The following is an 18369-nucleotide window of genomic DNA, read 5'->3' as shown; positions in this document are numbered from 1 at the left end:
GGGGATGCGCTTTTGACTTGAAGATCAGGAGCACCCCACCCCAACCCTCCCCTGCCTTGCAGGGGAGGGGCACGGCATCGAATCCTTGGGAATTTTCTCGTGAATGCACCAGCACTGAAAGCCGAAACCACCACCGACCGGCACCCGCTGGCCGGGCAGAGCATGAGCGGCGCCGAAGTGATCGTGCAGGTACTCGCCGACGAAGGCGTCGGCGTGCTGTTCGGCTATTCCGGCGGCGCGATCCTGCCGGTGTACGACGCGGTGTTCCGCCACAATGCCGAACATCCGCGCGCTGACGGCAACGAGGCGATGCGGCTGGTGGTGCCCGCCAACGAGCAAGGCGCCGGCTTCATGGCGGCCGGCTATGCGCGCGCGTCGGGCCGGGTCGGCGTGGCCATCGTCACTTCCGGCCCCGGCGCCACCAACATGGTCACGCCGGTACGCGACTCGATGGCCGACTCAATCCCGCTGGTGGTGATCTGCGGCCAGGTCGGCACCGCGGCGATCGGCAGCGATGCGTTCCAGGAGGCGCCGGTCAGCAACATCATGGGCGCCTGCGCCAAGCACGTGTTCCTGGTCACCGACGCCACGCAGCTGGAAGCGACCATGCGCACCGCGTTCACCCTGGCGCGCAGCGGTCGGCCCGGTCCGGTGGTGGTGGACGTGCCCAAGGACGTGCAGAATGCCGCGCTCACCTGGCACGGCAGCGGCGAACTGCTGCTGGCCGGCTACCGCGCGCGGCTGCGCGCGGTCGAGCAGTCGGCGCTGAATGATGCCGATTGCTCGGCGTTCTTCGCCGCGCTGATGCAGGCGCGGCGCCCGCTGATCTACGCCGGCGGCGGCGTGATCGCGGCGGAGGCCTCGGCCGCGTTGCGTGCGTTCGTCGACGCGTTCGGGCTGCCGGTCACCACCACGCTGATGGGCCTGGGCGGCTTCGACAGCACCGACCCGCTGGCGCTGCACCTGCTCGGCATGCACGGCACCGCGTATGCGAACTACGCGGTGGAGGATTGCGACTTCGTGCTGGCGCTGGGCGCGCGCTTCGACGACCGCGTCGCCGGCGTGCCGGACAAGTTCGCGCCGCGGGCGAAGTTCATCGCCCAGCTCGACATCGACCCGTCCGAGATCGGCAAGGTGAAGTCGGTCGACTGGCAACACGTGGGGCCGATGGTGCGCGCGCTGGAACGGCTCACCGCGTATGGCCGCGCGCATGGCCTGCGGCCGAAGCTGGGCGCCTGGCATGCGCACGTGGCCGAACTGAAACGCGTGCACGCGATGAACTACGACCGCGCCAGCACGCTGATCCAGCCATACGCGGTGATCGAGGCGATCAACCGCCACACGCGGGGCAACGCCATCGTCAGCACCGGCGTCGGCCAGCACCAGATGTGGGCGGCGCAGTATTTCGACTTCCGCGCGCCGCGGCATTGGCTCACCTCCGGCTCGATGGGCACGATGGGCTTCGGCCTGCCCGCGGCGATCGGTGCGCAGTTCGCGCATCCGGACAAGCTGGTCATCGACATCGACGGCGACGCCAGCATCCGCATGAACATCGGCGAGCTGGAAACCGCCACCACCTATGGCCTGCCGCTGAAGATCGTGGTGCTGAACAACGTCGGCGACGGCATGGTGCGGCAGTGGCAGAAGCTGTACTTCAAGGGCCGCTTCGCCGCGTCCGACAAGAGCCTGCACAAGAAGGATTTCGTGCGCGCCGCACAGGCCGACGGCTTCGAGTGGGCGCGGCGGCTGGAACGCGTGGACGAGCTGGAGGCGACCATCGCCGACTTCCTCGCCTACCCCGGCCCGGCGTTCCTGGAAGTGATGATCGACCCGGATGCCGGCGTGTACCCGATGGTCGGCCCCGGCGCCAGCTATGCGCAGATGATCACCGGCGATTTCATCGCCTCGCGCGCGACGCTGGCCGCGCGCGGGCCCGCCACCTCGAACATGTTCTGAGCCGTGACTTTTCCACCCGCCCGAGATCGCGACCAATCTTCACCGTCGTCATTCCCGCGAAGGCGGGAATGAAGAAGCAAGGGCATGTCCCGGCAGGCCAGGGACTCACTACGGAGCCAATCGCATGAACCACACCCTGTCCATCCTGTTGCAGAACGAAGCCGGCGCGCTGGTGCGCGTGGCCGGACTGTTTGCCGCGCGCGGCTACAACATCGACACGCTGACCGTGGCGGCCACGCACGACCCCGCCGTCTCGCGACTCACGCTGAGCCTGCAGTGCGACGAAGCGGCGCTCGGCCAGATCCTGCAGCAGACGCGCAAGCTGGTCGACGTGCTGCAGGTGGCGCACCCGGCGACGGCCCTCGCTGCATGAATGCCGTTGCGCCACGGACCACCGATGACGATGCGGTGGCGGAAGGCGACCTGCTGGCACAGATCCGCGCCGCGCGTGTCTACGACGTGGCGCAGGAATCGGCGCTGGAGCCGGCGCCGCTGCTCGGTGCGCGGCTGGACCGGCGCGTGCTGCTCAAGCGCGAGGACCAGCAGCCAGTGTTCTCGTTCAAGCTGCGCGGCGCGTACAACCGCATGGTGCAGCTGGACGCGGCGCAACGCGCGCGCGGCGTGGTCGCCGCCTCCGCCGGCAACCACGCGCAGGGCGTGGCGCTGGCCGCGGCGAAGCTGGGCATCCACGCCACCATCGTGATGCCGGTCACCGCGCCGCAGGTGAAGGTGGACGCGGTGCGCCGCTTCGGCGGGACGATGGTCGAAGTGCTGCTGGCCGGCGATTCCTACAGCGACGCGCAGGCCGCCGCTGCGCGCCTGCAGGCCGAGCGCGGCGCGGTGTTGGTGCACCCGTTCGACGACCCGGCGGTGATCGCCGGCCAGGGCACGATCGGCCTGGAGATCCTGCGCCAGCACCCGCGCCCGCTGCAGGCGGTGTTCGTGCCGGTCGGTGGCGGCGGCCTGCTCGCCGGTGTAGCCGCCGGCATCAAGGCGCTGCGGCCCGGAGTGAAAGTCATCGGCGTGCAGGCCAGCGATTCGGACGCGATGGCACGTTCACTGGAAACCGGCGAACGCGTCGCGCTGGATGAAGTCGGCCTGTTTGCCGACGGCACCGCGGTGAAGCAGGTCGGCGCGCTGACCTTCGCGCTGTGCCGTCAATATGTCGATGCGATGCTGCGGGTGGACGCCGATGCGATCTGCGCAGCGATCCGCGACATCTACCAGGACACCCGCAGCGTGCCCGAGCCCTCCGGCGCGCTGGCACTGGCCGGGTTGAAGCAGTACGCCGCCACCCACGGCGACGACGGCGGCACGCTGGTGGCGATCGTTTCCGGCGCGAACATGAACTTCGACCGCCTGCGCTTCGTCGCCGAGCGCTCCGAAGTAGGCGAGCAGCGCGAGGCGGTGTTCGCGGTGACCATCCCGGAGGAGCGCGGCAGCTTCCGCCGCTTCTGCGCCGCACTGGGCCGCCACGACATCACCGAGTTCAACTACCGCATCGGCGACGCCCGTTCCGCGCACATCTTCGTCGGCGTGCGCATCGCCAGTCGCGACGAGCGCGAAGCGCTGGCGGCCGCCTTCCGCGAACAGGAATTCGGTGTGCTTGACCTCACCGACGACGAGCTGGCCAAGCTGCACCTGCGCTACATGATCGGTGGCCGCTCACCGCTGGCACAGGACGAACGGCTGTACCGCTTCGAGTTCCCCGAGCGACCCGGCGCGCTCACCGATTTCCTCGGCCACCTGCACCCGGACTGGAACATCAGCCTGTTCCACTACCGCAACCACGGCGCCGACCACGGCCGCATCCTGGTCGGCCTCCAGGTGCCCGCGGCCGAGCTGCCGCTACTGCAGCGCTTCCTCGCCACGCTGGGCTACCCGCACGTGGACGAGAGCGCGCACCCCGCCTACCGGCTGCTGCTGCGCAGCTGACGGCTCAGAACAGATCGATGCTGCCCGCCGCCATCTCGCGCCCCAGCAGGCCGCGCGCACTCAGGTCCTCGTAGCCGCAGGTGCCGTTGCGGCCGTGCTGCTTGGCGAAGTAGAGCGCCTTGTCGGCGCGATCCAGCGCGCTCGCCGGGTAATCGTGGCGGCCGACACCGGCGTAGCCGATGCTGACAGTGACGCTGCCCACCTGCGGAAACACATGCTCGGCGATGCGCCGCCGGAATCGCTCCAGCACGGCATGCACGGTGGCCTGTCCGGTCGGGCCGAACAGGATCACGAACTCCTCGCCGCCGAAGCGGAACAGCACATCGCTGCGGCGGAAGCAGGCGCGCATCTGCTGGGCCAGCAGCAGGATCACCTCGTCGCCATAGACATGCCCGTAGTTGTCGTTGATGCGCTTGAAGTGGTCGATGTCGAGAATCGCCAGCCATACCTGCGACTGCTCCGCGGCAGGCGCGGCGGACGGCCCGCGTGCCTCCGGGGCGGCCGCGGCTGCCTCGTGCAGCGCCTGTTCGCGCTGGTACAGCAGCCGCTGCAGCTGGCGCTCGAGGCTGCGCCGGTTGTACAGGCCGGTCAGCTTGTCGCGCTCGCTTTCATGGAGCAGGGCGGTGTAGTTGGCATAGATGCGGGCAAACCCCTCGGTGAGCGGCCGACTGGCTGCCGGCGGCATGTCGCTGTCCAGCTGCAGTGCGCCGATCGCGCGGCCATCGCACAGGATCGGCACGACCAGCCGGTGCATGTCCTGCACCCTTTCCGTCTGCACCTCCAGCCGGTGCATGCAGCGATGCAGCAGCTTCAACGCCGGATCGACCCGGTCCGGATCGTCCGTCTGCAACTGATAGGCGCCTTGCGCGTTCGGCACGCAGCGCACAACATTTTCCACATAGGCGCCGTCGACCGCCCGCTTGGCCAGCACCACCCGGTGCGCCGAAGTCAGTTCGGCCAGCGAAAGCACCAGACTGTGGTCGAGCGCAGCGACGTCGCGGTGGTGGGTGAATGACGCCACCGAATCGAGCAGACGCGAATGCACGAACGAGTCCGCCAACGCAGACTCCGCCGCCACCGGCATGGAGCTGCCGGCGACACCGTCGTCGGCTGCGGGCGCGGCGTGCGACGGAACGGTGTCCTCTTCGGTGATTTCATCTCCGGCCATCAATGCTCCAGGCACCGGCGGCCATGGGCTTCGTACGGCGCATGCTTGGCGTCACCCCGAACGGTATCGCCCACAGGCCATATCGGCTGCCGGGCGCGGGACTTTAGCCGGCCGGTGATCCAGCGCGCGATTCGAGGCGGCAGGGCGCGCTAGACTTCCGTGCATGGCTCCCCCATCCCGCAAGAAGCACTCGCAGCGCAGCGCAGCGCCTGCGTCTGCCACCCGGCCACGGCCCGGCCCGGCGAAAACCACTGCCAGGCCGGTGCGCCCGGCGGACAGCTCGACCCGTGCCACGCGGGTGCTGGACTGGCTGCTGCAAAAACTGCCGACGCGCCAGCGCGAGAAAGCCCGCGACTACCTGGTGCTGACCCGGATGGACCGCCCGATCGGCGCGCTGCTGCTGCTGTGGCCGACCTGGTGGGCGCTGTGGCTGGCGGCTGGTGATTTCCCGCCGTGGAAGCTGCTGCTCATCTTCACCCTCGGCGTGTTCGTGATGCGCGCAGCCGGCTGCGCGATCAACGATTTCGCCGATCGCAAGCTCGACCCGCAGGTGGAACGCACCGCCGGGCGGCCGATCGCGTCGGGACGGGTGACGCCGCGCGAGGCGCTGGCGGTGTTCGCCGCGCTGCTGGCGTTCGCCTTCGTGCTGGTGCTGCTCACCAACCGGCTGACCATCCAGCTGGCGTTCGCCGGTGCCGCGCTGGCGGCGATCTATCCGTTCACCAAGCGCTGGACCTACCTGCCGCAGGTGGTGCTGGGCGCCGCGTTTGGCTGGTCGATCCCGATGGCGTTCGCCGCGGTTTCCGGCAGCGTGCCGCCGGTCGGCTGGTTGCTGTTCCTCGGCAACATCCTGTGGTCGGTGATCTACGACACCGAATACGCGATGGTCGACCGCGATGACGACCTCAAGGCCGGCGCGAAATCCACCGCGATCCTGTTCGGCGACGCCGACCTGCCGATCCTCGGCATGCTGATGGGCACCCTGCTGTTGGCGATGCTGTTCGTCGGCCAGCGCGCGGCACTCGGCTGGCCGTACTGGCTGGCCCTGCTGGCCGCCGCCGGCCTGTTCGGCTACCAGCTGTGGCTGATCCGCGGGCGCGCCCGCGACGCCTGCCTGGCCGCGTTCCGCCACAACAACTGGCTGGGGCTGGCGCTGTGGATCGGCATCGTGCTGGCGCTGGCGGTGCGCTGAGAAGCCGTCGGGTCGGCGTCAGCGCTCAGCGAGGATGCTGCACCAATACGTAGTTTCCGGACTTCGTCGCCGGCGCGATGGACCAGCCCGGCGCCAGATCGATGGTCCAGCCCCTGCCTTCGAGATGCGCCCCCTTAGCCACCGTCGGCGCGGACAACGTGGCGCGACTGAAGTCCGGTGACACCAGCACGGCGCCCGCGCCCACATCCAGGATGCCCCATCGCGCGATGGCATGGAAGGTGCTGTAGACCATGCCGTCCGCACCCAACGCCACCGCCGTGCTGGGGTTGAAATTGAAACGACCCAGCGCAGTCAGCGAGAGCGTCGGCCCATCCACCAGGTCGGCACGGTATTGCGCCTGCATGGCTTTCTCGCGGGCGGCGCGATCCGCCAGCACCACGCACAGCCCGCTTGCGCCGTAAGCTGCTGCACGCGACTCGGCCGATGCTTTCGCGGCGCCGTGCAGCGTCGATGCCAGCATCGCGCCGAGATCGGAATGTTCGTCCAGCGTCTTGCGCCATCCGGGCATGCGTTCGTCCAGCAACAGGCCATAGGCCGGCCCCGACATGAAGGCGGAGATGCGTGAGAAGGAAATCTCGGCATCGGGATGGATCAAGTCGGCCGCCGCATGCCAGCGCGCTGCCGCGACATCCGGTTCCGCAACCACGATGCCGGTATACTGGGCGGTACCCTCCACGATCTCCATGGCGGCTTCCGTCGCCGCCGAACCGGGAAACAATGCCTGGCGGTGGTCGCGGAAGGCCAGGGCGTCACGGATGGCCTGGGTCTGCGCATCGCCCGATTCGATCAGGGCCGCGGCGAGTGCGCGCCATTCCAGTCGCAGCCATAGCCGCCCCTGCTCGGTGTCGAGCTGCGGATTCGCCGTGGCATTCGCCGCGAGGTGCAGCTCCGGCTGGATGCGGTGGAACATCTCGTGCGCCAGGGTCACCGAGCGCGTCATGGCGTCCTGCGGCAGGGCCGGCAACCTCAGTTGCGTCCAGCGCACGCCCTCCCATTCCGTGGGCGCGTCGGAAAGGACCACGTCCTCGGGCAATGTGCCGACATAGACCCCGTCCGCCGACCGGAGCAGATGCCGGGGATCCGGCTGGTTGGCGATAACGGCCCGCGTGGCGGGGATCACCAGCAGCATCCGGCCGTAGAGCGGAAGACCCCACAGACGGCCGGCATGCCTGGTCGAGACGCTTTGCGCCTCCGCAAAGATGGATTTGGCTTGCGCGATCTCAGCCGGCGTCGGCGACGCGGCCAGCGCCAGTACCGGCACGATCAGGAAACCAGCCAGCGATGTCACGAACAGCAAACGGCGAATCCACCTTACGATTGACATGACAAACGTCCTCCGTCACTCCATCGCCCGGCCCGCACTCAGCCAGCGCAGGGCGCAACCCAGTCCCGAATCTGATCCGCCTCGCGTCACCCGTATCCGGCCCACCCGATCCAGCGTCGCCTACGGCGTCAACGGCACATCTCCTCGTACTCATCGCGCGTCTGCACCACCGGCAAGGCGAATAGCAGGGCGAGGTAGACCAGAGCCACGGTTCCGCCGGTGAAAACCGCTGCCAGGATGAAGATCGTCCGTACCCAGTCGACGCGGATGTCCGAACGGATGGCCAGCCCTGCACAGACGCCGCCGATCCACTTGCCCTGCGCAATGCGGCAAAAGCGCCGTGGCCGCATCGACGGCTCGTGGCGGCCCCGCTCATTGCCGCTGCCGGGATTGACCATGCCGACTTGCCCCAGCACCGCGTCGACCTCGTTGCCGGCAATGACCCGCCCGTCGGATGGCGACAACACCGCGAACTTTTCGCCGATCGATTGCTCGAGATCGCGAAGTATTTCCTCGCGATCGGGGTCGTTTCCGAGCCTCGAACGTGCGCGCTCGAAGTAGGAACGCAAGGACCTGTAGCCATCCTCGTCCAGCAGGAACGTCGTCGCGTGGCCGCTCAAGCCGACATGGATCATGGTTTGCATGGTGGTGTACCCAACTCGTCGATCAGACGCGTCAAAGATTTCCAGTACGCCCGGAACGCGGCCAGTTGCCTGCGGCCGTCCGGCGTGAGCCGGTAATACTTCCTTGGCGGACCAGCCTCGGATTCCTGCCACTCGTACTCAAGCAACCGCTCGCGCCGCATCCTGCTCAGGAGCGGGTAGAGGGTGCCCTCCTTCGTGGCGAACTCGGTGTCGCCCAGGCGCTGCAGGATGTCGGCGGCATAGGTCCTTCCCGACGAAACGACGGCCAGGACCACGAACTCCAACAACCCCTTGCGCAGCGCGCCGGATTTGCCTGTATCCATCTCGCATACTACCTTTTTTTAAAAAGGTACCTGCGCGTAAACACGAAGTCAAGGTGGTTGCCGAAGCCGACACCGGACCGCTTTCCGTCACGGCAATGGTTGATGCAGGACATCCCACGGCCTGCGCGATCCATCTACACCACGATGTGGATCCGTGAACATGCGACGGTGGCTTCCGGCCAGGGATGATCCAGGCTACGGCGACATCCCGATGACGGCCTTCAACTGCGCGGCGACGGCGCCCGCGCCAGCGCCCACACGTCCACCCGCTGCACGCCGGCGCGACGCAGCACGCGGGCACATTCGGCCAGGGTGGCGCCGGTGGTCATCACATCGTCGAGGATCGCCACGTGCGCGGGCAGTGCCACGCCTTCGCGCACGGCAAACGCGCCATGCACGTTGCGGCGGCGGGCGAGCGCGTCGAGTTCGGTCTGCGCCGCGGTGGAGCGCCGGCGCAGCAGCGCGTCGTGGTGCTGCGGCACACCGGACGCGCGCGCCAGCGAGCGAGCCAGTTCCAGCGCCTGGTTGTAGCCGCGCCGGCGCAGCCGGCTGTGGTGCAGCGGCACGGCCAGCAGCAGTTGCGGCAGCCGGATCGGACACGGCTCGCGCTGCCACAGCATCGACAGCACGCGGCCGGCAGCGAGGTCGGCGCCGAACTTGTAGCGCGACTCCAGCCGGTCCAGCGGCCAGCCGTATCGGAATGGTGCCCACGCCGCATCCCACGGCGGCAGGCGACGCTGGCACTCGCCGCACAATGCGGCCGGCGTGGCCAGCGGCAACGCGCAGCGCGCGCAGCAACTGCGGTTGCGTGGCAACTCCGCGGCGCAGGCGGCGCACAGGTCGATGCCGTCGGCGCCGGCCGCACCGCACAACAGGCAGCGCAGCGGCAGCACGAAGCGCTGCAGCCGCCGCCAGGGCGTCATCAACGCATTCATCAGCGCTGCGGCTTGAACAGGGCCGCATCGAGGATCGACCACAGATGGACGATCCAGCCCAGCCACACGATCCACAGCACCGCGGCCAGCACGAACATGACGATCGCGATCAGCAACCGCCCCTGCACCAGCTGGCCCAGCCCCGGGATGAAGAAACTGCAGATCGCCGCGATCACATTGCCGGTACTGCCTTGTCCTTCGCTCATCCCCGCATTCCCCGATCAGGTGGTTTCCCCGAGCAGGCGATGGTAACGACAGCCGGGCGCCGTGTCCCGTCAACTATTCGCCAAGGTATCGAGTTGACACACTCCCGGGCGACTTCCACACTTTCCCGCTTCCTGCTGGGAGTACCGTTGCATGCCCGACACTGCCATCCGCCACGACTGGGGCCGCGCCGAAGTGGCCGCGCTGTTCGCGCTGCCGTTCAACGAGCTGCTGCACCGCGCGCACAGCGTGCATCGCGAACACCACGATCCGAACGCGGTGCAGGTGTCGACCCTGCTGTCGATCAAGACCGGCGGCTGCCCCGAGGACTGCGCCTACTGCCCGCAGGCGGCGCGCTACGACACCGGCGTGGCCGCGCAGAAGCTGATGGACACCGACGACGTGCTGGAACGCGCCCGCGCGGCCAAGGCCGCCGGCGCCAGCCGCTTCTGCATGGGCGCGGCCTGGCGCGGGCCGAAGGACCGTGACATTCCGAAGGTCGCCGCGATCGTGCGCGCGGTGAAGGACCTGGGCCTGGAAACCTGCGCCACCCTGGGCCTGCTCGGCAACGGCCACGCGCAGGCGCTGAAGGACGCCGGCCTTGACTACTACAACCACAACATCGACACCGCGCCGGAGTTCTACGGCGAGATCATCCACACCCGCGAGTACCAGGACCGACTGGTCACGCTGGCACAGGTGCGCGACGCCGGCCTGAAGACCTGCTGCGGCGGCATCGTCGGCATGGGCGAGACGCGCGAGCAGCGCGCCGGCCTGCTGCAGGCGCTGGCCAACCTGCCCGAGCACCCGCATTCGGTGCCGATCAACCAGCTGGTGCCGGTGCCCGGCACGCCGCTGGCCGACACCGAACCGCTCGACCCCTTCGAGTTCGTGCGCGCGATCGCGGTGGCGCGGATCCTGATGCCGCTGTCGATCGTGCGCCTCTCGGCCGGCCGCCAGCAGATGGACGACGCGGTGCAGGCGCTGTGCATCTTCGCTGGCGCCGGCTCGATCTTCTACGGCGAAAAGCTGCTGACCACCGGCAACCCGGATGTGGCAGCCGATCGCGCGCTGTTCCGTCGGCTCGACCTGCATCCGATGGAGGTGGTCGAGAGTGCGGGGACGGTGCATGCGGACATTGGCAACAATGAAACCGCCGGTTGCGGCCATGGCTGCGGTTGCAGTGCCGCGGCGTAAGAGCACCCCACCCCACCCCTCCCCTGCTCACCCCGTTGGGGTGAGCAGGGGAGGGAGCAGAGCGCGCGACACCGGCTTGGCTCCTTCCCCTGCATCGCAGGGGGAGGTTGGGAAGGGGTGCTCTTCACCCCGCGCCGAACACTGACCCATGCCCCGCCCCGACCTCCTGCAACGACTGGCCGTCCAGACGGCCGAACGCGAACGCGCCAACCTGCGCCGCCGGCTGCGCACGATCGACCACGCCGACGGTCCATGGCTGGAAAGCGGCAGCCAGCGCCTGCTGTCATTCTGCAGCAACGACTACCTCGGCCTGGCGCAGCACCCGCAATTGGTTGCCGCGCTCACCCGCGCGGCGCGCGAGGAAGGCGTCGGCAGCACCTCGGCGCACCTGATCTGCGGCCACCGCCGTGAACACGCGGAACTGGAGGAGGCGCTGGCCGCCTGGACCGGACGCGAGCGCGCGCTGCTGTTCTCCACCGGCTACATGGCCAACCTCGGCGTGCTGCAGGCGCTGCTGGCGCGCGGCGATATCTGCGTGCAGGACAAGCTCAACCACGCCTGTCTGCTCGATGGCGCCAAGCTCAGCGGCGCCGAGCTGAAGCGTTATCCGCACGCCGACGTGGCGGCGGCCGCGCGCCAGCTGGCGGCGAATCCCGACGCCGCCGCCCTGCTGGCCACCGACGGCGTGTTCAGCATGGACGGCGACGTCGCGCCGCTGCGCGAGCTGGCGCTGCTGTGCGCACGCGAGCGTGCCACCCTGATGGTCGACGATGCACACGGCCTCGGCGTGCTCGGCGCTCACGGTGCCGGCAGCCTCGACGCGGCGAACCTGGGCCAGCACGAGGTACCGCTGCTGATGGCCACGCTGGGCAAGGCACTTGGCTGCAGCGGGGCCTTCATCGCCGGTCCGGCCGCGCTGATCGAGGGCCTGCTGCAATTCGCGCGCCCGTACATCTACACCACCGCGATGCCGCCGGCGCTGGCCGCGGCCGCGCTGGAAGCGGTGCAGCTGGCGCAGTCCGAGGGATGGCGGCGCGACAAGCTCGCCACACTGATCGCCCGTTTCCGCCGCGGCGCGGCCGAACTTGGCCTGCCGCTGGCGGCCTCGCCCAGCGCGATCCAGCCGCTGCTGCTGGGCGGCGCCGAGACTGCACTGGCGGCGGCGCAGGCGCTGGAACGGCAAGGCCTGCTGGTCACCGCGATCCGCCCACCGACCGTGCCCGCGGGCCACGCGCGGCTGCGCATCACGCTGTCCGCCGCGCACGAGGAGGCCCACGTCGACCGGCTGCTGGGTGCGCTGGAAACGCTGCATCTGCCGGCCACGCTCCGGGCGCCCGGCAGCGACCACGTATAATCGCCGCCTGCTCCGCCGATTCCCCCGCATGTCGATCGTCAACATCTCCGCCTACAAGTTCATCAGCCTGGACGACCTGCCCGCGCTGCGCGAGCGGCTGTTCGCGCGCTGCGAGGCGCTGGCGCTGAAGGGCACGATCCTGCTGGCGCCGGAAGGCATCAACCTGTTCCTCGCCGGCAGCCGCGCACAGATCGACGGCTTCATGGCCACCTTGCACGACGACCCGCGTTTCGTCGACATCGTACCGAAGGAATCGCTATCCGACGACGTGCCGTTCGGACGTCTGCGCGTGCGCATCAAGCGCGAGATCATCACCATGCGCCTGCCCGCGATCCGCCCCGAAGGCGGCCGCGCGCCGGCGGTGGACGCGCCCACCCTGCAACGCTGGCTGGACCAGGGCCACGACGACGAGGGCCGCGAGGTGGTGTTGCTGGACACCCGCAACGACTTCGAGACCGATGCCGGCAAGTTCGCGCAGGCGATCGACTACCGCCTGGCCAGCTTCACCGGCTTCCCCGCCGCGATCGCCGCCGACCGCGAACGCTACGAAGGCAAGACGGTGGTCTCGTACTGCACCGGCGGCATCCGTTGCGAGAAGGCCGCGCTGCACATGCATGGGATCGGCATGGAGCACGTCTATCAGCTCGACGGCGGCATCCTGAAATACCTCGAACAGACCGACGGTGCGCACTGGCAGGGCGACTGCTTCGTGTTCGACGGGCGCGGCGCCGTGGACAAACGGCTGCTGCCCGCGCCGGGCACCGACGCATGAGCCTGTACGTCGACCGGCGCGGCCACGGCCCCGTCCCGCTGGTGCTGCTGCACGGCTGGGCGATGCACGGCGGCGTGCTGGCGCCGCTGGTCGAGGTGCTGGAAGACCAATGCACGATGTACGTGGTCGACCTGCCCGGCCACGGCCGCTCGCGTGACTGCGGGTTGCCGCTGGAACCACGCGCCTGCGCCGAGGCGATCGCTACCATCACCCCGCCGGCGTTCTGGCTGGGCTGGTCGCTGGGCGGCACCATCGCGCTGACCGCCGCGCTGGAGCTGCCGCGGCAGGTGCGCGGGCTGGCGATGCTGTGCGCCACGCCGAAATTCGTGCGCGACGCCGGCTGGCCGCACGGCAGCGACGACAAGCTGGTGCACCAGCTGGCCAGCGACCTGGAAACCGACTACCACGCCACCATCGAGCGCTTCCTGGCGCTGGAGGCGATGGGCAGCGCCGACCCGCGCGGCGAACTGCGCCACCTGCGCGAGCTGGTGTTCGCCCGCGGCGAACCCGACTTGCGCGTGCTGCAGGAAGGCATCCGCATCCTGGAAAGCAGCGACCGTCGCGCCGCCCTGCCCGACCTCGCCGTGCGCAGCGCCTGGATCAGCGGCCGCCGCGACCGGCTGGTACCGCCGCAGGCGATGGCCTGGTCGGCCAGCCAGTGCGGCGGCCAGTACACCGAAATCCAGCAGGCCGGCCACGCGCCGTTCTTCGGCCACGCCGACGCGGTGGCGCAGGCGCTGCGGCCGCTGCTGTTTCCTTCTTCCCTTGAGCAGGTTCGATGAGCGACTTCCAACTCGACCAACAGCGCGTGCGCCGCAACTTCGGCCACGCCGCCGGCAGCTACGAACAGCACGATGCGCTGCAGCGCGAAGTGGGCGATGCCCTGCTCGAACGGCTGGGTTTCTACCTGGAAACGCCGCTGCGCGTGGTCGACGTCGGCGCCGGCACCGGCCGCGGCAGCGCGCTGCTGAAGCAGAAATACCCCAAGGCCGAGGTGATCGCAGTCGACCTGGCGTTGCCGATGCTGCGCGCGGCGAAGCAGCACAACAGCTGGCTGAAACCGTTCCGCCGCGTCTGCGCCGAAGCCACCCACCTGCCGCTAGCCGACCACAGCGTGGACGTGCTGTATTCCAACCTGTGCTTCCAGTGGGTCGACGACCTGCCGGCGCTGTTCGGCGAATGCATGCGCGTGCTCAAGCCCGGCGGCTTCATGGCGTTCTCCAGCTTCGGCCCGGATACCCTGATGGAGCTGCGCGCGGCCTGGGCCGAAGCCGACCAGCAGCCACACGTGGGCCGCTTCCTCGACATGCACGACGTCGGCGACGCCATGCTCAACGCCGGCCTGCGCGACCCGGTGCTGGACGTGTTCCGTTACACCCTCACCTACAGCGAGCCACGCAAGCTCCTGGAAGAACTGCGTGGCCTGGGCGCCACCAACGCCGACCGCGCACGTGCCCGCGGCCTCACCGGCAAGGCGCGCTACCGGCGCATGCTGGCTGCGTACGAAAGCATGCGCCGGGACGGGCGCATTCCGGCCACCTGGGAAGTGGTCAGCGCGCACGCCTGGGGTCCGCCGGTCGGCCAGCCGCGCCGGGTGCCCGGCGGCGAGGTGGCCACCTTCTCGATCGACAGCCTGCGCGGCTCGCGGCGGCGTTGATTCACGAAGCGACGGCAGCAGGCGCCACTTGCGCCAGCTGCCGGGTATCGATGCGATCGCGCCAGCGCAGGAACGGCTGTTCCACCACGTAGTGCAGCGTGGCGCCGACGGCCAGCACGCCCAGGGCGTACAGCGCGAACACTGCCAGCCCGTGCACCTGCCCGGGCTGCACAAGCCAGGTCGCCACCGCATGCAGCGCCAGCTTGTGGCTGAGGTAGAGGCTGTAGGAAATCCGCGCCAGCCAGCCCGCACCCGGCACCTGCCAGCGCGCGGGCAAGCCGATGGCGGCCATCACCCCCAGGGCCAGCGCCAGCGACAGCAGCGGATAACCGAGCACCGACGGCCAGAACCCCAGGCGATCGCGGAACAGCCACAAGGCCAGCGCGAACAGCCCGGCAGCCGCCACGAACAGGCGGCCGCGATGCGTCTGCCAGCGCATCCATGCCTGCGGTCGACGGACCCGCAACGCCGCCAGCGCCACGCCTGCGAGCAAACCGTCCAGCCGCGCCCAGGTCGGGTAATAGATGTCTTCGACGAAGCGCAGTCCGAACGCCGGCCCGGCCATCTCGCGCACCGGCGCCATGTCGTGCAGCCACACGTAGCCGCGCACGATCATCCCGAAACCGACCACGCCCAGGCCCACCGCCAGCGCGCGGCGCGGCGAAGGGCGCCGCATCAGCCACCAGGCCAGCCACGGGAACACCAGGTAGAAATGTTCCTCCACGCACAGCGACCACGCATGCGAGAACGCCTGGTTGTGCTGGTAGTCGATCAGCAGGTTGAGGGTGAAGCTGAGGAACTGCCAGGCCGGCTGCAGACCCGGCGCCTCGCGCGCCGCCGGCCAGGCGACGTACACCGCCAGCACCGCAAGAAACGCCGGCAGGATGCGGAACCCGCGGCGACGGTAGAAATCCCGCCACGCCAGCGGTTCACCACGACCCAGCGGCGCGAGCAGCTGGTAGCCGATCAGATAGCCGCTGAGCACGAAGAACAGGTCCACGCCCATCCAGCCGTAGTTCGCCAGCCAGGCGACCTGCTCGCCGACGCCGCCCACGATGTAGGAATGGAACAGCATCACCCACACGATCGCCCAGGCGCGCAGCAGGTCCAGTCCGGGGAGTCGCTGCATGGTGCTTCCTGGTGGGGTGGTGAAGCGTGGGAGGCCTGGAGTCTGGCAAAACGAACCGCGTCGATGCGGGCAAGGCCGGGGCAAACGGCGGGCAATCGCATGACAACAGCCTGGTTTGCACCGCTAGGCGGGTTCGCCGGCCAGCAGCGCCGCGCGCAACGCATCGACGTAGGTACGGCTGGCGCGCAGCACGGTGCCGTCGCGCAGACGCAGCAGATGGTCGCGGTTGGACAGCGCCTGCAACTCCGCCACCCGATCCAGCCGCACGATGCTCGAACGGTGGATGCGGGCGAACCGCGCCGGATCGAGCCGGTGGCCCAGCCGCTGCAGCGGCTCGCGCAACAGGTGCAGCTGGCCACCCACGTGCAGGCCGGCGTAGTCGCCCTGCGCCTCGATCCAGTCGATCGCGTCCGCATGCACCAGTTGCACGCGATGGCCGAGCCGCACCTGGAAACGCGTGGCGTAACGCGGCACCTGCGCAGCAGCCCCGGCACCACGACGCAGCGCCAGCGCCTGCCGCGCGCGGTCCAGCGCATCGGCGAAACGATCGTCGTCGATCGGCTTCAGCAGGTAATCCAGCGCACGCAGTTCGAACGCGCGCAGCGCGAATTGCTCGTAAGCGGTCAGCAGCACCACCAGCGGACGCTGCTGCGATGGCACGGCTTCCAGCACCTCCAGTCCGCTCAGGCCCGGCATCTCCACGTCGATGAAGACCAGGTCCGGCGATTGCGACTGCAGCGCGGCGAGCGCCGTGGGGCCATCGCTGCATTCGCCGACCACGGTGACGTCGGCATGGTCGGCCAGCCGGGCGCGCACGCCGCCGCGTGCCAGCGGTTCGTCGTCGACGATGAGCACGCGCAGCTTCATGCCGCCGCCGCCAGCGTGCGGAACGGCAGGCTGATCTCGACCGTGCAATCGCCATTGGCCGCGAGTGAAAAATCGAAGTCATGCCCGGCGCCATAGAGATGCGCGAGCCGTTCACGCACATTGCTCAGGCCGATCGCTGAGCGTGACCCCGCATCGGTTCCGGCCACCGACGCCACGCCGTTGTTGCGCAGGCGCAGATGCAGGCGCCCGTCCACGCGTTCGACGTGCAAGGCCAGCCGTCCGCCCTCGGCGCGCGACGCGATGCCGTGGCGAATCGCATTCTCCACCAGCGGCTGCAGCAACAGCGCGGGCACCGCGGCGTGCAACAAGTCGGCGCCGACCCGCAGGTCCAGGGTCAGCCGGTCGCCCAGCCGGATCTTCTCGATGTCCAGGTAGTGACCGGTCAGCGCCAGTTCCTCGGCCAGCGACACCTCGTGCACCTCGCTGCGTTCCAGCGTGGCGCGCAGCAGGTCGGCCAGGCGCGCCAGCATGCGGTTGGCATCGGCGCCGCGCTGCTCGGCGACCAAGGTGGAGACGGCATTGAGCGTGTTGAACAGGAAGTGCGGATGCAGCTGGTAGCGCAACGCGCGCAACTCGGCGTCACGGGCCAGCGCCAGTGCCTCGCGTACGCGCTCGCGCTCGGCCTCCAGCGCGCGGTAGCGATCGACCACGGCATGGATCGCGCAGAACGCGATCAGCGCCAGCCAGCAGCCGTCCAGCCCGCCGAACAGGCGATGCCAGTCATACGCCGGCACCGCCTTCCAGTGCACCGCCAGCAGCAGGGCCAGCGCGTTGTTGGCGATCGACATCAGGTAGGTCAGCGCCAGCAGCGCGAGCACGCTCACCGGCCACGACACGCGACGCTGCAGCGCACGCTGCACGACGACCAGCGGCAGCGTCCACAGCAGGTAGGCAAGCGCATACACGCCGCGAAACGCCAGCGCATGGCCGTGGCCGATCTCCGGCAAGGCCATCACCGTCATGCACAGCACCAGCGGTGCGCCGGCCAGCCACGGCAGCCAGATGGAAGCCGCCCCCTCACGGGCGGTGGCGACACGCATCATGTGGATTCCCTGAAACGGCGCGCGGCCCACGCCCTGTTCGCCACTTTAACGCGTGCGATCCGGATAGCTCGAATAGGCCATCGCGCTGATCTTCCAGCCCTCGCCCGTGTGCACCAGCTGCCAGGTTTCGCTGCCGACGTTGTTGCGCCTGCCATCAACCAGGAAGATGAAGTCGAAGTACACCGACGCCACCGCGCCGTCGGTCTGGATGCGCACGTTGGAGAACTGCTCCTCGATGCGCTGCTTGCTGTCGCCGATGAAGGCGGCGAAGTGGCGATAGTTGTCGGCGTGGACGCGCGACAGATCCGGCTTCTTCGCCTTGATCTGCCGGTAGGCATCCTCGCCCAGCACCTCGAACCAGGAACCGCCGTCGGCAACGAACATCCCTTCGAGCGCCGTCTTGTCGTGCGCGATGATGGCGGCCTGGAAGCGCTCGACCAGTTGCCCGATCTGCGCCTTTGCCTGGACGTCATCGGCGGCCCGTGCCGTGCCCGGCAGGCTTGCACATGCCAGCACCATCCACAAACCGGAAGCCATCACGATCTTCTTCATGCGCCTTGTCCTCAGGTGGGGTCGGAGCCGCATTGAAGTCGCATGCACGGCGAAGTCGCCAGCGTCTTGCGCCAG

At 69.1% G+C, this 18369-nt stretch carries 19 protein-coding genes; 9 read left to right on the top strand and 10 right to left on the bottom strand.

The annotated features are described in order from the left end of the window. The first annotated feature begins 162 nt into the window (after positions 1–162). The 3 genes from ilvB to ilvA all read left to right on the top strand — a co-directional run bounded on the left by ilvB (position 163) and on the right by ilvA (position 3891). Entirely contained in the window at positions 163–1956 is a 1794-nt protein-coding gene (ilvB, locus tag QQA13_RS01155) for a biosynthetic-type acetolactate synthase large subunit (RefSeq protein ID WP_428992341.1), read from the top strand. A gap of 124 nt (positions 1957–2080) precedes the next feature. Next, positions 2081–2329, top strand: a complete 249-nt coding sequence (gene ilvN / locus QQA13_RS01150; RefSeq protein ID WP_108472100.1) for an acetolactate synthase small subunit — start codon at positions 2081–2083, stop codon at positions 2327–2329. Next, entirely contained in the window at positions 2326–3891 is a 1566-nt protein-coding gene (gene ilvA / locus QQA13_RS01145; protein ID WP_108472101.1) for a threonine ammonia-lyase, biosynthetic, read from the top strand. Before ilvN ends, ilvA begins: the two co-directional genes overlap by 4 nt. Positions 3892–3895: 4 nt before the next feature. On the opposite strand, the gene QQA13_RS01140 is transcribed toward ilvA, so the two are convergent. Then, positions 3896–5059 carry a GGDEF domain-containing protein gene (locus QQA13_RS01140; RefSeq protein WP_108472102.1) on the bottom strand — a complete coding sequence of 388 codons (1164 nt, stop codon included), beginning with the start codon at positions 5057–5059 and terminating at the stop codon, positions 3896–3898. 262 nt (positions 5060–5321) lie between these two features. Between QQA13_RS01140 and ubiA the strand changes: the two genes are divergently transcribed. Beyond that, positions 5322–6251, top strand: coding sequence for a 4-hydroxybenzoate octaprenyltransferase (ubiA, locus tag QQA13_RS01135; RefSeq protein ID WP_108472103.1), 930 nt, complete (start codon positions 5322–5324; stop codon positions 6249–6251). 25 nt (positions 6252–6276) lie between these two features. On the opposite strand, the gene QQA13_RS01130 is transcribed toward ubiA, so the two are convergent. The 5 genes from QQA13_RS01130 to QQA13_RS01110 form a co-directional block, all read right to left on the bottom strand. Beyond that, positions 6277–7596, bottom strand: a complete 1320-nt coding sequence (locus tag QQA13_RS01130; RefSeq protein WP_234411348.1) for a hypothetical protein — start codon at positions 7594–7596, stop codon at positions 6277–6279. A 128-nt stretch (positions 7597–7724) separates the two neighbouring features. Beyond that, the gene (locus tag QQA13_RS01125) at positions 7725–8240 is read right to left on the bottom strand and encodes a PspC domain-containing protein (RefSeq protein WP_108472104.1); all 516 of its coding nucleotides are present in this window, start codon (positions 8238–8240) and stop codon (positions 7725–7727) included. After that, positions 8228–8563, bottom strand: coding sequence for a PadR family transcriptional regulator (locus tag QQA13_RS01120; protein WP_108472105.1), 336 nt, complete (start codon positions 8561–8563; stop codon positions 8228–8230). Before QQA13_RS01120 ends, QQA13_RS01125 begins: the two co-directional genes overlap by 13 nt. 221 nt (positions 8564–8784) lie before the next feature. Continuing rightward, positions 8785–9486 carry a ComF family protein gene (locus QQA13_RS01115; protein WP_428992334.1) on the bottom strand — a complete coding sequence of 234 codons (702 nt, stop codon included), beginning with the start codon at positions 9484–9486 and terminating at the stop codon, positions 8785–8787. A gap of 11 nt (positions 9487–9497) precedes the next feature. Next, entirely contained in the window at positions 9498–9704 is a 207-nt protein-coding gene (locus tag QQA13_RS01110; protein ID WP_108472107.1) for a hypothetical protein, read from the bottom strand. A gap of 151 nt (positions 9705–9855) precedes the next feature. Here QQA13_RS01110 and bioB point away from each other — a divergent pair, with 151 nt between their 5' ends. From bioB to bioC, 5 genes are all read left to right on the top strand, one after another. After that, positions 9856–10899, top strand: coding sequence for a biotin synthase BioB (gene bioB, locus QQA13_RS01105; protein ID WP_108472108.1), 1044 nt, complete (start codon positions 9856–9858; stop codon positions 10897–10899). Positions 10900–11047: 148 nt separating this feature from the next. Then, positions 11048–12253, top strand: coding sequence for an 8-amino-7-oxononanoate synthase (bioF, locus tag QQA13_RS01100; RefSeq protein WP_108472109.1), 1206 nt, complete (start codon positions 11048–11050; stop codon positions 12251–12253). 28 nt (positions 12254–12281) lie between these two features. After that, the gene (locus QQA13_RS01095) at positions 12282–13025 is read left to right on the top strand and encodes a sulfurtransferase (protein ID WP_108472110.1); all 744 of its coding nucleotides are present in this window, start codon (positions 12282–12284) and stop codon (positions 13023–13025) included. Next, entirely contained in the window at positions 13022–13807 is a 786-nt protein-coding gene (gene bioH / locus QQA13_RS01090) for a pimeloyl-ACP methyl ester esterase BioH (protein WP_108472111.1), read from the top strand. The genes QQA13_RS01095 and bioH overlap by 4 nt, the downstream gene beginning before the upstream one ends. Then, positions 13804–14682, top strand: a complete 879-nt coding sequence (bioC, locus tag QQA13_RS01085; RefSeq protein WP_108472112.1) for a malonyl-ACP O-methyltransferase BioC — start codon at positions 13804–13806, stop codon at positions 14680–14682. Before bioH ends, bioC begins: the two co-directional genes overlap by 4 nt. A 1-nt stretch (position 14683) precedes the next feature. Here the strand turns inward: bioC and QQA13_RS01080 are convergent, their stop codons facing one another. From QQA13_RS01080 to QQA13_RS01065, 4 genes are all read right to left on the bottom strand, one after another. Next, positions 14684–15811, bottom strand: coding sequence for an acyltransferase family protein (locus tag QQA13_RS01080; protein ID WP_108472113.1), 1128 nt, complete (start codon positions 15809–15811; stop codon positions 14684–14686). Positions 15812–15934: 123 nt separating this feature from the next. Next, positions 15935–16678, bottom strand: a complete 744-nt coding sequence (locus QQA13_RS01075) for a LytR/AlgR family response regulator transcription factor (protein WP_108472114.1) — start codon at positions 16676–16678, stop codon at positions 15935–15937. Then, positions 16675–17742, bottom strand: a complete 1068-nt coding sequence (locus tag QQA13_RS01070) for a sensor histidine kinase (protein WP_199909845.1) — start codon at positions 17740–17742, stop codon at positions 16675–16677. The genes QQA13_RS01075 and QQA13_RS01070 overlap by 4 nt, the downstream gene beginning before the upstream one ends. Positions 17743–17787: 45 nt before the next feature. Further along, positions 17788–18294 (bottom strand): nuclear transport factor 2 family protein, encoded by a 507-nt coding sequence (locus tag QQA13_RS01065; protein WP_108472115.1) that lies wholly within the window; start codon positions 18292–18294, stop codon positions 17788–17790. Positions 18295–18369 lie beyond the last annotated feature (75 nt).

The organism is Rhodanobacter thiooxydans (genome assembly GCF_030291135.1).
In the GTDB taxonomy this organism is placed as follows: domain Bacteria; phylum Pseudomonadota; class Gammaproteobacteria; order Xanthomonadales; family Rhodanobacteraceae; genus Rhodanobacter; species Rhodanobacter thiooxydans_A.
Note: the sequence above shows the minus strand (reverse complement) of the source record. Positions and strands in the feature narration are given on the sequence as shown.